The 13,365-nt window shown below is 53.3% G+C and carries 14 protein-coding genes; 8 read left to right on the top strand and 6 right to left on the bottom strand.

Annotated elements, in window-relative coordinates; genetic code table 11:
• Positions 1-15: 15 nt before the first annotated feature.
• Genes rpe through trpS form a run of 3 tightly spaced genes read left to right on the top strand, consistent with a single transcriptional unit; the run spans position 16 to position 2,441 of the window.
• A complete protein-coding gene (rpe, locus tag QNN86_RS09205; protein ID WP_096759286.1) occupies positions 16-693 on the top strand; it encodes a ribulose-phosphate 3-epimerase in 678 nt (225 codons plus the stop codon).
• Complete coding sequence (gene gph / locus QNN86_RS09200; protein ID WP_181618429.1) at positions 686-1,444, top strand: phosphoglycolate phosphatase; 759 nt, start codon at positions 686-688, stop codon at positions 1,442-1,444. Before rpe ends, gph begins: the two co-directional genes overlap by 8 nt.
• On the top strand, positions 1,437-2,441 hold the full coding sequence (trpS, locus tag QNN86_RS09195; RefSeq protein ID WP_181618430.1) for a tryptophan--tRNA ligase: 1,005 nt from the start codon (positions 1,437-1,439) through the stop codon (positions 2,439-2,441). The genes gph and trpS overlap by 8 nt, the downstream gene beginning before the upstream one ends.
• 106 nt (positions 2,442-2,547) lie before the next feature.
• On the opposite strand, the gene QNN86_RS09190 is transcribed toward trpS, so the two are convergent.
• The 6 genes from QNN86_RS09190 to tsgA all read right to left on the bottom strand — a co-directional run bounded on the left by QNN86_RS09190 (position 2,548) and on the right by tsgA (position 9,676).
• The gene (locus QNN86_RS09190; protein ID WP_096759289.1) at positions 2,548-2,715 is read right to left on the bottom strand and encodes a DUF4223 family protein; all 168 of its coding nucleotides are present in this window, start codon (positions 2,713-2,715) and stop codon (positions 2,548-2,550) included.
• Between the two features lie 240 nt (positions 2,716-2,955).
• Positions 2,956-4,329 (bottom strand): siroheme synthase CysG, encoded by a 1,374-nt coding sequence (gene cysG, locus QNN86_RS09185; RefSeq protein ID WP_414210984.1) that lies wholly within the window; start codon positions 4,327-4,329, stop codon positions 2,956-2,958.
• Between the two features lie 11 nt (positions 4,330-4,340).
• The gene (gene nirC / locus QNN86_RS09180; protein ID WP_181618433.1) at positions 4,341-5,150 is read right to left on the bottom strand and encodes a nitrite transporter NirC; all 810 of its coding nucleotides are present in this window, start codon (positions 5,148-5,150) and stop codon (positions 4,341-4,343) included.
• A gap of 206 nt (positions 5,151-5,356) precedes the next feature.
• On the bottom strand, positions 5,357-5,683 hold the full coding sequence (gene nirD, locus QNN86_RS09175; protein WP_115257314.1) for a nitrite reductase small subunit NirD: 327 nt from the start codon (positions 5,681-5,683) through the stop codon (positions 5,357-5,359).
• Positions 5,680-8,223 (bottom strand): NADPH-nitrite reductase large subunit, encoded by a 2,544-nt coding sequence (gene nirB, locus QNN86_RS09170; protein WP_096759293.1) that lies wholly within the window; start codon positions 8,221-8,223, stop codon positions 5,680-5,682. The genes nirD and nirB overlap by 4 nt, the downstream gene beginning before the upstream one ends.
• Before the next feature lie 271 nt (positions 8,224-8,494).
• Positions 8,495-9,676: an MFS transporter TsgA gene (gene tsgA, locus QNN86_RS09165; RefSeq protein ID WP_115257316.1), complete on the bottom strand. Its 1,182-nt coding sequence runs from the start codon at positions 9,674-9,676 to the stop codon at positions 8,495-8,497.
• A 264-nt stretch (positions 9,677-9,940) separates the two neighbouring features.
• Here tsgA and ppiA point away from each other — a divergent pair, with 264 nt between their 5' ends.
• From ppiA to argD, 5 genes are all read left to right on the top strand, one after another.
• Positions 9,941-10,513, top strand: a complete 573-nt coding sequence (gene ppiA / locus QNN86_RS09160) for a peptidylprolyl isomerase A (RefSeq protein WP_096759295.1) — start codon at positions 9,941-9,943, stop codon at positions 10,511-10,513.
• 107 nt (positions 10,514-10,620) lie between these two features.
• Positions 10,621-10,788 (top strand): YhfG family protein, encoded by a 168-nt coding sequence (locus QNN86_RS09155; RefSeq protein WP_115257317.1) that lies wholly within the window; start codon positions 10,621-10,623, stop codon positions 10,786-10,788.
• Positions 10,778-11,380 carry a putative adenosine monophosphate-protein transferase Fic gene (locus tag QNN86_RS09150; protein ID WP_117342456.1) on the top strand — a complete coding sequence of 201 codons (603 nt, stop codon included), beginning with the start codon at positions 10,778-10,780 and terminating at the stop codon, positions 11,378-11,380. The genes QNN86_RS09155 and QNN86_RS09150 overlap by 11 nt, the downstream gene beginning before the upstream one ends.
• A gap of 31 nt (positions 11,381-11,411) precedes the next feature.
• Positions 11,412-11,975, top strand: coding sequence for an aminodeoxychorismate synthase component 2 (gene pabA / locus QNN86_RS09145; protein WP_137399884.1), 564 nt, complete (start codon positions 11,412-11,414; stop codon positions 11,973-11,975).
• A gap of 85 nt (positions 11,976-12,060) precedes the next feature.
• Entirely contained in the window at positions 12,061-13,278 is a 1,218-nt protein-coding gene (gene argD / locus QNN86_RS09140; RefSeq protein ID WP_135911296.1) for a bifunctional acetylornithine/succinyldiaminopimelate transaminase, read from the top strand.
• Positions 13,279-13,365: the final 87 nt, after the last annotated feature.

Below are 13,365 nucleotides of genomic sequence, written 5' to 3'. Positions count from 1 at the left end.
CTCAAGGAGAAGCGGATGAAACAGTATTTGATTGCCCCCTCAATTCTGTCGGCTGATTTTGCCCGCCTGGGTGAGGACACCGCGAGCGTTCTGGCCGCCGGTGCCGATGTCGTGCACTTCGACGTCATGGACAACCATTATGTACCTAACCTGACTATCGGGCCGATGGTACTGAAATCGCTACGCAAATATGGGATTACCGCCCCTATTGATGTGCATCTGATGGTGAAGCCGGTTGACCGTATTATCCCGGACTTCGCTGCCGCTGGCGCCAGCATCATTACTTTTCACCCGGAAGCCTCCGAACACGTCGATCGCACCTTACAGCTGATCAAAGAGAATGGCTGTAAAGCGGGCCTGGTGTTCAACCCGGCCACGCCGCTGAGCTACCTGGACTACGTTATGGATAAGCTGGATGTGATCCTGCTGATGTCCGTTAACCCCGGTTTTGGCGGGCAATCTTTCATTCCGCAAACGCTGGAAAAACTGCGTGAAGTCCGCCGTCGTATTGATGAGTCTGGCTATGACATTCGCCTGGAAGTTGATGGCGGCGTGAAGGTGAACAATATCGGCGAAATCGCCGCAGCGGGTGCGGATATGTTTGTCGCAGGTTCCGCGATTTTCGACCAACCTGACTACAAAAAAGTCATTGATGAAATGCGCCATGAACTGGCGAAGGTAAGTCATGGATAAATTTCAGGATATTCGGGGCGTAGCTTTTGACCTCGACGGTACGCTGGTTGATAGCGCGCCGGGATTAGCCGCCGCGGTGGATATGGCGCTGTACGCGCTGGAATTACCCACTGCAGGCGAAGAACGTGTGATTACCTGGATTGGTAATGGTGCGGATGTATTGATGGAGCGTGCGCTCACCTGGGCTCGCCTTGAGCGCGCGACGCTGCGTAAAACCACGGGTAAACCGCCCGTCGATGATGACATTCCTGCTGCTGAGCAGGTGCGTATTTTACGTAAGCTGTTTGACCGCTATTACGGTGACGTTGCTGAAGAAGGGACGTTCTTATTTCCCCACGTTGCCGATACGCTGGGCGCGCTGCATGCGAAAGGCCTGCCGTTAGGTCTGGTGACCAACAAACCGACCCCGTTTGTCGCGCCATTGCTCGAAGCGTTAGATATCGCCAAATACTTTGGCGTGGTCATCGGTGGTGACGACGTGCAGAATAAAAAACCGCATCCGGATCCGCTGCTGCTGGTGGCAAGTAAGCTTGGCATCAAGCCTGAGCAAATGCTCTTCGTAGGGGATTCACGCAATGATATTCAGGCGGCAAAAGCTGCTGGCTGTCTGTCCGTTGGCCTGACCTATGGCTACAACTACGGCGAGTCGATCGCGCTGAGCCAGCCCGACGTCATTTATGACCGTATTAATGAACTACTGCCCGCTCTCGGGCTTCCGCATAGCGAAAATCAGGAATTAAAAAATGACTAAGCCCATCGTTTTTAGTGGCGCACAGCCCTCAGGTGAATTGACCATTGGCAACTATATGGGTGCGCTGCGTCAATGGGTAAACATGCAGGATGATTACCACTGCATCTATTGTATCGTGGACCAGCATGCTATCACCGTCCGCCAGGATGCACAGAAGCTGCGTAATGCCACGCTGAATACGCTGGCGCTGTATCTGGCGTGTGGTATCGATCCTGAGAAAAGCACCATTTTCGTTCAGTCCCACGTACCGGAACATGCGCAGTTAGGCTGGGCGTTGAACTGCTACACCTATTTCGGCGAACTGAGCCGCATGACTCAGTTCAAAGATAAATCTGCCCGTTACGCTGAAAACATCAATGCCGGTCTGTTCGACTACCCGGTACTGATGGCTGCCGATATTCTGCTGTACCAGACCAATCTGGTACCGGTAGGGGAAGATCAGAAACAGCACCTGGAACTGAGCCGTGACGTTGCCCAGCGTTTTAACGCTCTGTATGGTGACATCTTCAAAGTGCCTGAGCCGTTTATTCCGAAATCCGGCGCGCGTGTAATGTCGCTGCTGGAGCCGACGAAGAAAATGTCCAAGTCGGATGAAAACCGCAATAACGTGATCGGCCTGTTGGAAGACCCGAAATCTGTGGTGAAGAAAATCAAACGCGCCATGACGGATTCCGACGAGCCGCCTGTTGTTCGTTACGATGTGCAGAATAAAGCGGGTGTCGCTAACCTGCTGGATATTCTCTCTGCCGTGACCGGCCAGAGCATCCCAGAACTGGAGCAGCACTTTGAAGGCAAGATGTATGGTCACCTGAAGGGTGAAGTCGCAGACGCCGTGTCCGGTATGCTGACTGAGCTTCAGGAGCGTTATCACCGTTTCCGTAACGATGAAGCCTTCTTGCAGCAAGTGATGAAAGATGGTGCAGAAAAAGCCAGTGCGCGCGCAGCCGAAACACTGAAAGCGGTGTATGAAGCAATTGGATTTGTTGCGAAGCCGTAAGATAACGTGCGGCTAAAATAAAAGCCGGGTTATCTCCCATACTGTTTAATATTATAACGGTATAGGAGATAACCCTGCTTTATATATTTATACGGAATATAAATAATTACAGTGCAGTGTCACCGCAGCCGCCAATGATTTTAGAAATAGAAATGGCTGGGTGCAGGAAATAATCGTAATCACAGGTCTTGTTTTTGTTCTGAACGCTACCGGTGCAGGCAGTCAATGTGGAGAGAGCCAGCAGTACTGCAGCAGCTTTAAGCATGTTTTTCATTTAATAATCCCTATCAATCAATAAAACATCAGTATGCCAATTCCATATGCTTCGAAAAACACGTAGTGAATTAAGCTTGCTATATATAACGTGACCAGGAAGTTATTACTTGTTCTTTTAACTTAATAGTAGATTTAAGAATTTTTAAAAAATAATAATTGATGATGATTAAAGATGAAGAATAATGACTGGAAGGGTAATCAAAAAACGGCGCTATGCAGAAAACATAGCGCCTGAATATTAATGATTTGAGAACCAGTTCAGCTTATCGCGCAGGCCAACCACGCGACCAACAATGATCAGCGCCGGGCTTTCCACCTGTTGCGCCAGTTCACCGAGTTGCGTCAGTACACCATTGACAACGCGCTGTTTCACGGAGGTCCCGTTTTCGACCAGCGCAACCGGCATGTCTGCTGGCATCCCAAACTCGATCAATTTTTCCTGGATAGTGGCCGCCTGATTCAGGCCCATATAGAACACCAGCGTCTGTTTTTCTGCTGCCAGGTTTTCCCAGTCCAGCTCGCCGCCGGTTTTCAGGTGTCCGGTGACCAGGCGTACGCTCTGGGCGTAATCTCGATGCGTCAGCGGAATGCCGGAATAGGCAGAACAGCCGGACGCCGCGGTAATACCGGGAACAACAGAGAACGGGATACCTTCGTGGCACAGGGTTTCCAGCTCTTCGCCACCGCGACCAAAGATGAACGGGTCGCCGCCTTTCAGGCGTACCACGCGCTTGCCCTGTTTCGCCTGGTTCAGGAGGATCTGGTTGATTTCTTCCTGCGGAACGCAGTGATAACCCGCGCGTTTGCCGACGAAAATACGATCGGCATCGCGACGTACAAGGTTCATAATATCGTCAGAAACCAGACGGTCATACACCACGACATCGGCCTGCTGGATCTGTTGCAGCCCTTTCAGCGTCAGCAGTCCGGCATCGCCTGGACCGGCACCAACCAGCACTACTTCGCCACGATGGTCCAGCGGTTCGCTGAGCATCTGCTCGGTCGTTTCTTCTATTGCCTGCCGATCGTCGTTTGCCAGAGACTGCGCCAGCCTGTCGTTCACAAACAGCTTTTCCCAGAAGCGTCGACGCTCACCCATGCTGGCAAACTGTTGCTTCACTCGGGAACGCAACTTGCCGGCATACTGCGCCACCTGACCCAGATGCTGAGGCAGTACGGATTCGAGCCTTTCACGCAGCAGACGGGCCAGCACCGGCGATGTCCCGCCGGAGGAGACCGCCACCATCAGCGGCGAACGGTCGATAATGGAGGGCATGATGAAACTGGCCGCTTTTGGGGCGTCGACCACGTTACAGAAGATGCGGCGTGATTCAGCGGCGTTGCTGACGCGAAGGTTGACGGCATCGTCATCGGTGGCGGCGATCGCCAGCCAGCAGGAGTCGAGCAGGGCTTCGTCAAACGGCCCCTCAACCAGCGTCAGCATGCCTTCATTTGCCCATACGGTGAACTGTGGAATAAACGCCAGCGCATTAACCGTTAAACGGGCGCCTGCTTCCAGCAGTAACCGCGCTTTGCGTTCTGCGACATCACCCCCGCCGACGATCAAGCAGTCGCGGTCACGTAGTTGACAAAATATAGGCAAATGATCCACGACATTACCCCTTAATTATTGGCAGCAGCCTCAGTTTGGTTGATTTTTGCCGGAACGGGACGCTCCGATTTTGGCGTAGCATACCAATAACCCAACCCCATGAATACGACACCGGACAAAGTATTACCGAGTGTTACCCACAGCAGGTTATGGCCAATTCCGGATAAGGTATAAGCCTCGCTGTGATGACCGAACCAGGAGAGCGCAAACAGCGTCATGTTGGCAACGGAGTGTTCATAGCCGGAAGCGATAAACGCCAGCAGGCACCACCAGATGGCGAGGAACTTCGCCGCGCCTTCAGTACGGATCGCCATCCAGATTGCCAGGCAAACCAACCAGTTACACAACGCACCTTTAAAGAACAGTACGCTGGCAGGGGCTGTAGTTTTCGCCAGGGCAACGCTATGTACGATGCTGGTATCGACCGGCAGCAGGCTACCGCCACCCCAGCTGTACAGCAGGGCGACGAACACGGAACCGAGCAGATTTCCCAGCCAGGTTTGCGGCAGAATGGCCCACATCTGACCGTGGCTGATGGTGCCCGCTTTGACGCCAAGCGTCAGGAACATGGTGTGCCCGGTAAACAGCTCTGAACCGGCAATAATCACCAGCGTTAAGGCAATACCAAAGGTTGCACCCATCACCAGCGGACGTACGGATGGATCAAGCAGATTGCCGAGAGTGAAAATAAGAATGATGCCGAGACCGACATAAGCGCCCGCCATGGCGGAACTGACCCAGAAACCGAATGGGTTGTTGGCCGACAGGCGTGCAATGCGCGCAGCGTTAGCCGCACACTTATTGATAGTGTCTGTAAACATGTGTTTGATTATCCTTTTCTCACTTCATCCTTTGCACTGCCTCTTTGTTGGCAGCCCTTGCTCACCCCAGTCACATAGTGAACTATGCTCCAGGGGATTTGCGCGGTTGCCGCCGCGATGCAGCACAAATGATTTTGTGATAATGATTAAAAGTGGAACAAAAATAAAAATCTAAAAAGGGAGGCATTGCGCCTCCCAATAATTTACTAACCGCGCAACTGCACCATGCCGTCTTTCACCCGGGCTTCGTAGTGCGCCACGGAATGACTTTCGTCCTCCATGCACAGACCGTCGCTGAGGCGGAAGCGCTGTTTTTTCAGCGGGCTGGCAACCCATAGCTCGCCCTGGTGCTCAGCAATAATCCCGCGTGAAAGTACGCTGGACTGGAAGAACGGGTCGATGTTGCTGATCGCAAACACCTGGTCGCTGTGATAAGGACGGAAAATCGCGACTTGCTCTTTACCTAACAGGGCGCAGACGCCTGTTGCAGGCAGAATGTCATCGATTTTGCAGATGTTTTTCCACTGGCTCATGCGTTTTCCTCCACCAGAGTGACCGGGATACGCTCATACGGCGTGGCCGGGCGATGTTGTTCACGTTCAGGCACAACCTGGACATTCGGATCGCGTTTATCGCTGTTGATAAAGTGCTTGAAGCGAACCTGCGCGGACGGCGTGTTGACGGTTTCTGTCCACTCGCATACGACGGCTTCACGCAGACGCGCCATCTCTTCTTCCAGATGCTCGTTCAGGCCCAGTTTGTCGTCAATGATGACAGACTTCAGATACTCGATGCCGCCTTCCAGGTTATCTAACCACGGTGCGGTACGGGTCAGTTTGTCCGCAGTACGGATGTAGAACATCATGAAGCGGTCAAGGTATTTCATCAGCGTTTCACGGTCGAGATCCGCTGCCAGTAGATCCGCATGGCGTGGTTTCATCCCGCCGTTACCACAGACGTACAGGTTCCAGCCTTTTTCAGTGGCGATGATACCCACGTCTTTACCTTGGGCTTCTGCGCACTCACGGGTACAGCCAGAGACGCCAAACTTCATTTTGTGCGGGGTACGAATGCCCTTGTAGCGGTTTTCAAGCTCAACGCCGAAGCCTACGCTATCGCCGACGCCATAACGGCACCAGGTGCTACCCACGCAGGTTTTCGCCATACGCAGCGCTTTAGCATACGCATGACCGGTTTCGAAGCCCGCTTCAATCAACTGACGCCAGATTTCCGGCAGGTCATCTTTTTGCGCGCCGAACAGACCAATACGCTGAGAACCGGTGATCTTGGTGTACAGATTGAACTCACGAGCGATACGGCCCACGGCAACCAGACCTTCCGGGGTAATTTCGCCACCGGCAGAGCGTGGGATAACGGAGTAGGTACCGTCTTTCTGGATGTTGGCCAGGAAGTTGTCGTTGGTATCCTGCAGCGGCGTGTGCTGCGGCTTGAGGATGTATTCATTCCAGCAGGAGGCCAGCAGGGAACCGACGGTTGGTTTACATACTTCGCAGCCGTAACCTTTACCGTGTTTCGCCAGCAATTCCTCGAAGGTTTTAATGCCTTCCACGCGGATGAGATGGAACAGTTCCTGACGTGAGTACGGGAAGTGATCGCACAGGTTGTTGTTGACTTCGATGCCCTGTTTCGCCAGTTCGGCATTCAGCACCTGGGTAACCAGCGGAATACAACCACCGCAGCCAGTACCGGCTTTGGTTTCGGCTTTCAGCGCTGCAACGGTGTGGCAGCCTTTGTTAATGGCGGCAACCAGCATGCCTTTGGTGACGTCGAAGCAGGAACAAATCTGCGCGCTGTCCGGCAGTTTATCCACGCCGATGGACGGCTTACCGCTGCCTGAGTGTGCTGGCAGGATCAGTGAGTCCGGGTTTTCCGGCAGTTCGATGGCGTTCAGCACCAGCTGCAGCAGGTTGCCGTAATCGCTGGTGTCACCCACCAGAACCGCGCCCAGCAGCGTTTTGTTATCTTCGCTGACGATCAGGCGTTTGTAGACTTCTTTACTTTCGTCGAGGTAAACGTAGCTACGGGCGCCCGGTGTACGCGCATGTGCGTCGCCGATACCGCCGACATCTACGCCCAGCAGTTTAAGCTTGGCGCTCAGGTCTGCGCCTTCGAACGCGTTTTTGCTACCGAGAATATGGTCAACGGCGACCTGCGCCATTTTGTACCCCGGCGCGACCAGGCCATAAACGCGGTCGTTCCAGCTGGCGCATTCGCCGATAGCGTAGATATCCGGGTCAGAGGTCTGGCAGGCGTCGTTGATCACGATACCGCCACGCTGTGCGACATCAAGGCCGCACTGGGTTGCCAGTTTGTCGCGCGGGCGAATACCGGTGGAGAAGACAATGAAGTCGACTTCCAGTTCGCTGCCGTCGGCAAAGCGCATAGTTTTACGCGCTTCAGTGCCTTGTTGGACGATCTCTTTGGTATTTTTGCTGGTGTGCACACGCACGCCCATGCTTTCAATTTTGCGACGTAACTGCTCGCCACCCATCTGATCCAGCTGTTCAGCCATCAGCATCGGGGCGAATTCAATCACGTGGGTTTCAACGCCTAAGCTTTTCAGGGCACCTGCGGCTTCCAGACCCAGCAGGCCACCACCGACAACGGCGCCGCGTTTACTGCGACGAGCGCAAGACTCAATGGCGTTGAGGTCTTCAATGGTACGGTAAACGAAACAGTCCTGCGTTTCCGAACCTTTAATCGGCGGGATCCATGGGTAGGAGCCGGTTGCCATGATCAGTTTATCGTAATAAACCGTACGACCGGCGCTGGAGTGGATCACCTTCTCCTGGCGGTTGATGGTAATCGCGCGTTCGCCGACTAATACCTTAACGCCGTGCTTCTCATAGAAGCCTTCACGCACCAGAGACAGCTCTTCAGCAGTGTGGTGAGAGAAGTAAGAAGACAGGTGTACGCGGTCGTATGCTTTGCGGGGTTCTTCACAGAAGACGGTAATATCAAACTTGTCCGCATCGGATTTATCAAGAAGATCCTCAATAAAGCGATGGCCGACCATACCATTACCGATAATAGCGAGTCTGACTTTGCTCATTTTTGCCTCGATTTCTTTTCTATTACTGCCTACCTTAACGATTCAGCAACCCCGCTTATTGATACAAATCAATTTCGCCCTTATATACTCCTTAAGAGGTATATAACTGATTTGTCAGCGTTTTTATAAGTCACGGAATTGACAGGCTTTTCATGTTTGTATGATTAGCGTACAAATTAAGGGGTTTTAGTGTGAATAGGTCAGGATCCTAAGGGTTAGAAAGGGGAGTGATAAATGCCGGATAATCAGAGCCGCTATCCGGCATTCAGGTTTACTGCACAGCCGGTGCGTTATGCTGGCGATGACGCGTGACAAACCCAAGGATAAAGCACATCACGAATACCACAGCATACAGGCCATTCGCGGTTTGTAGTGCGGCCAGAGGACCGCTGTGGGCAACGATCGGACCCGTCACCACGAAGGTTAACATGGTCCCAATGGTGCCGCAGGTCAGGACGAAGTTAACCAGCTTCGGTGAGGCCACTTTAGTCTGCTGGGAGCCGAGGGTGATAATGGTGGTATAGATGGCGCTGGAGAAGAAGCCCAGCGTCAGGATGAACCACGGCATGTGCTCTGGCGTACCGGTGATGAAGAGATACATCAATACGGTTGCCAGTCCTGCCAGCACGGTCAGGATACGCTGCAAATCAAAGAAGCGCAGGATAAAGCTAAACGCCCACATACCCACCATGTAGGACATCCAGAAATCGCTGACCAGCTTACCTGCATCGTTCAGGCTCATGCCTAGGCTTTTGGCGTATTCCGGCACCCAGGAGATAAAACCCAACTGACCGAGGATGTAGCACAGCGCGGCGATGGACAAAAACAGCACACCGATGCCCCACTTCTCTTTCGCCACCGGTGTTTCCGGTTGCTGCGCATGTTTACCCAGCGCCGGGAACTCACAGCCAAAGGTCAGCAGGAAAATGGCGACGTACACCAGGCCGATACAGGCGTAGACCCAGTACCATTCGATGCTACGCGCCAGCAGGTACGCGGCAACCATCGGGAAAATCATGCCCGCCATGCTGAAGAAGGAATCTGTAAACAGCAGGCGAGATCCACGCTGGCGACCTTCATACATCTGGGTGACCAGGAAAGTACCAATCGACATGGTGATCCCGCTGACGACCCCCAGCACAAACATGGCGGCGGAGAACAGCGCCAGGCTATGCGTGAGCATCAGTCCGGCGACAGCCAGCAGCATCAGAATAAAGCCAAAACGTAGTTGCGTTTTCAACGGGACAATTTCCATCAACCACGCATTCAGAAAAATAGAGATCAGAATACCGGCATTCAGAAAGGTGAAGGTGTTACTCATACTGGAAACGGGCAAATGGAAATAGTCTGCGATGTTTCCCATCACCATCCCGGTGACAATAACCAACGCGCCTGTCAGGGCGTAGGAGAGAAAGCTGATCCATGTGAGCTTGATACGATTGCTGTTAGTCATGACTGGCCTGTATAGAAGTGTAAGGCGCATTGAAGGCGCCGTGAGCGGGCGGATTTTAGGCGTTTTGTTGATGTATTTAAATATTTTTTAGCAACTGCTGTTTCTATTACATATTTCAATGTGATCATGATCACATTGATGCGCGTTGCAAAGCATTTACATTTGTTTCAGGTTCGTAAAATTAAGTAAAGGGATGGCCTTGTCATGGAAGGCTCTTTAGAATCAATTCACTTGCTTCATTTCTGCTCTTGTAAAGGAATTCTCATGCTCAAATCGACTCTGGCGGCTGTTGCAGCTGTTCTCGCTCTTTCTGCCCTCTCTCCCGCAGCACTGGCAGCGAAAGGTGACCCACGTGTACTGCTGACGACCTCTGCTGGTAACATTGAGCTGGAGCTGAACAGCCAAAAGGCCCCGGTTTCAGTGCAAAACTTTGTCGATTATGTAAATAGTGGTTTCTATAACAACACCACGTTTCACCGTGTGATCCCTGGGTTTATGGTACAGGGCGGCGGTTTTACCGAGCAGATGCAGCAGAAGAAACCTAACCCGCCTATCAAAAATGAAGCCGATAACGGGCTGCGCAATACCCGTGGCACCATTGCCATGGCGCGGACCGCAGACAAAGACAGCGCGACCAGCCAGTTCTTTATCAACATTGCGGACAACGCTTTCCTCGATCACGGCCAGCGTGACTTCGGCTATGCCGTTTTTGGTAAAGTGGTGAAGGGGATGGATGTCGCGGATAAGATAGCTCAGGTACCGACCCACGACGTCGGCCCTTACCAGAACGTTCCGTCCAAACCGATTGTTATCCTGTCTGCGAAAGTCCTGCCGTAATCGTATTTTTGCGCGGGCGGTTCCTGCCCGCGTTCTCTCCCTTCTCTGCGTAACCCGAAATTGCTGCTTATACTTGTGGCAAGTGCTGGCTCATTCAGGGAGGTCACGTGAAAAAACTCACCGATAAACAAAAGTCCTGTCTTTGGGAGCAACTGCGAAACGGCAATTTCCAGGCTAGCCGACGTCTGGAAGGCGTGGAGATTCCACGGGTTACGCTGAGCGCTGAAGATGCCCTGGCGCGCCTTGAAGAATTGAGGAGGCACTATGAGCGATAAATTCGGTGATGGGCGAGATCCCTATTTGTATCCGGGCCTGAACGTGATGCGTAATCGTCTCGGGGTCCATCAGGCCCAGCGTCTGGCGCAGGCGGCCTACGAATTGACGGCGCTGCGGGCGGCGACGATTGGGCTGGGCCCGCTAAAACGCGGTCTGCCGCATCTGTGCGCTATTCATCGCCAGCTCTATCAGGATATTTTTGATTGGGCGGGCCATCTGCGCGAGGTCGATATTTACCAAGGCGATACCCGCTTCTGCCACTTTGCTTATATCGAGAAAGAGGGCAACGCGCTGATGCAGGACCTGGAAGACGAGTCCTGGCTGGTGGGGCTGTCGGCGGATAAGTTTATCGACCGACTTGCGCATTATTATTGCGAAATTAATGTGCTACACCCATTTCGTATTGGCAGCGGTCTGGCCCAACGTATTTTCTTCGAACAGTTAGCGGTTCATGCCGGGTATATGCTCAGTTGGGAGGGTATCCCGGTCGAAGAGTGGAATCAGGCCAACCAGAGTGGTGCGATGGGCGACCTGTCGGCGCTGCGGGCGATATTTCGTAAAGTGGTAAGCGAAGCCCGAGAAACTGGGTAGAATAGCGCGGTTTTTCTGTACCGGAGCCGCCATGATCCTGCTTATCGATAACTACGATTCTTTTACCTGGAACCTGTATCAATATTTCTGCGAACTGGGCGCAGAGGTCCTTGTCAGGCGCAACGACGAGCTGACGCTGGCGCAAATTGATGCGTTAAGTCCGCAAAAAATCGTTATTTCCCCCGGTCCCTGCACGCCGGATGATGCCGGGATTTCGCTGGATGTCATCCGTCACTATGCGGGAATAACCCCGATGCTGGGCGTCTGTCTGGGCCACCAGGCGATGGCGCAGGCGTTTGGTGCCAGCGTCGTGCGGGCGGCGAAAGTCATGCACGGTAAGACCTCCCCGATTACGCATACCGGGCAGGGCGTTTTTCAGGGGCTGGCGAACCCGCTAACGGTGACGCGCTACCACTCTCTGGTGGTTGCACCTGAGACGCTGCCGGCCTGCTTTGAGGTAACGGCCTGGAGTGAAACGCAGGAGATTATGGGCATTCGCCACCGCGAGTGGGATTTGGAAGGCGTGCAGTTTCACCCGGAGAGTATCCTCAGTGAGCAGGGGCATCAGCTGCTGGCTAATTTCCTCAATCGGTGATTTGTAGTTGCTATTCAGTGATTTTTTATTCATATTTTGTGATTGTAATTTCACTAGCATTTCTGCTTAACTAGGTGGTAATGACATGGCAACTGAACAAACTGCAATTACGCGCGCGACATTCGATGAAGTGATTCTGCCGATTTATGCACCGGCAGAGTTTATCCCGGTCAAAGGGAAAGGAAGTCGAGTCTGGGATCAACAGGGTAAAGAGTATGTTGATTTCGCGGGTGGTATTGCCGTTACCGCGTTAGGGCATTGCCATCCGGCCCTGGTCGAAACGTTAAAAACGCAGGGCGAAACCCTGTGGCACACCAGTAACGTTTTCACCAATGAGCCTGCACTGCGCTTAGGCCGCAAAATCATTGATGCGACCTTTGCCGAACGCGTGCTGTTCATGAACTCTGGCACCGAAGCCAACGAAACCGCCTTTAAGCTGGCACGCCACTATGCCTGCGTGCGCCATAGTCCGTTCAAAACCAAAATTATCGCCTTCCATAATGCGTTTCATGGCCGTTCGCTGTTTACCGTTTCCGTCGGTGGGCAGCCAAAATATTCTGACGGCTTTGGGCCAAAACCGGCGGACATTATCCATGTCCCGTTTAACGACCTGCATGCGGTAAAAGCGGTGATGGACGATCACACCTGCGCGGTGGTGGTCGAGCCGATTCAGGGCGAAGGTGGCGTTATGGCCGCCACGCCGGAATTCCTGCAGGGCCTGCGCGAACTGTGCGATCAGCATCAGGCATTGCTGGTGTTTGATGAAGTGCAGTGTGGTATGGGGCGTACCGGCGACCTGTTTGCCTATATGCACTACGGCGTGACGCCGGATATCCTGACCAGCGCCAAAGCCCTCGGCGGCGGTTTCCCGGTGAGCGCGATGTTGACCACTCAGGAAATCGCTTCTGCGTTCCATGTCGGTTCGCACGGTTCAACCTACGGCGGTAACCCGCTGGCCTGTGCGGTTGCAGAGACGGCGTTCGACATTATCAACACGCCGGACGTGCTGGACGGTATTCAGGTCAAACGTCAGGCATTTGTTGCGCATTTACAGAAAATAGATGCTCAGTATGACATTTTTAGCGATATTCGCGGTATGGGGTTGCTGATTGGCGCGGAGCTGAAGCCGCAGTTCAAAGGTCGGGCGCGTGATTTCCTCTACGCCGCCGCCCATGAAGGCGTTATGGTGCTGAACGCGGGGCCGGACGTGATGCGTTTTGCGCCATCGCTGGTGGTGGAAGAGGCGGATATCGATGAAGGGATGCAGCGCTTTGCGCAGGCGGTAGCGAAAGTTATTGGTTGATGGATTACCGGATAGCGCTACGATTATCCGGCCTACGAATCACACCTTACTCCGTAGGCCGGATAAGGCGTTTACGCCGCCATCCGG

The organism is Citrobacter sp. C348 (assembly GCF_047467975.1).
Taxonomy (GTDB): domain Bacteria; phylum Pseudomonadota; class Gammaproteobacteria; order Enterobacterales; family Enterobacteriaceae; genus Citrobacter; species Citrobacter gillenii.
The sequence above is the reverse complement of the archived record's forward strand: the minus strand, read 5'-3'. Positions and strand labels throughout refer to the sequence as shown.

Coding starts and splice junctions, on each gene's coding strand:
- QNN86_RS09190 (WP_096759289.1), bottom strand. CDS start 2,715: ATGAAAAACATGCTTAAAGCTGCTGCAGTACTGCTGGCTCTCTCCACA.
- nirC (WP_181618433.1), bottom strand. CDS start 5,150: ATGTTTACAGACACTATCAATAAGTGTGCGGCTAACGCTGCGCGCATT.
- QNN86_RS09150 (WP_117342456.1), top strand. CDS start 10,778: ATGAGCGATAAATTCGGTGATGGGCGAGATCCCTATTTGTATCCGGGC.
- trpS (WP_181618430.1), top strand. CDS start 1,437: ATGACTAAGCCCATCGTTTTTAGTGGCGCACAGCCCTCAGGTGAATTG.
- pabA (WP_137399884.1), top strand. CDS start 11,412: ATGATCCTGCTTATCGATAACTACGATTCTTTTACCTGGAACCTGTAT.
- nirB (WP_096759293.1), bottom strand. CDS start 8,223: ATGAGCAAAGTCAGACTCGCTATTATCGGTAATGGTATGGTCGGCCAT.
- gph (WP_181618429.1), top strand. CDS start 686: ATGGATAAATTTCAGGATATTCGGGGCGTAGCTTTTGACCTCGACGGT.
- tsgA (WP_115257316.1), bottom strand. CDS start 9,676: ATGACTAACAGCAATCGTATCAAGCTCACATGGATCAGCTTTCTCTCC.
- nirD (WP_115257314.1), bottom strand. CDS start 5,683: ATGAGCCAGTGGAAAAACATCTGCAAAATCGATGACATTCTGCCTGCA.
- rpe (WP_096759286.1), top strand. CDS start 16: ATGAAACAGTATTTGATTGCCCCCTCAATTCTGTCGGCTGATTTTGCC.
- argD (WP_135911296.1), top strand. CDS start 12,061: ATGGCAACTGAACAAACTGCAATTACGCGCGCGACATTCGATGAAGTG.
- ppiA (WP_096759295.1), top strand. CDS start 9,941: ATGCTCAAATCGACTCTGGCGGCTGTTGCAGCTGTTCTCGCTCTTTCT.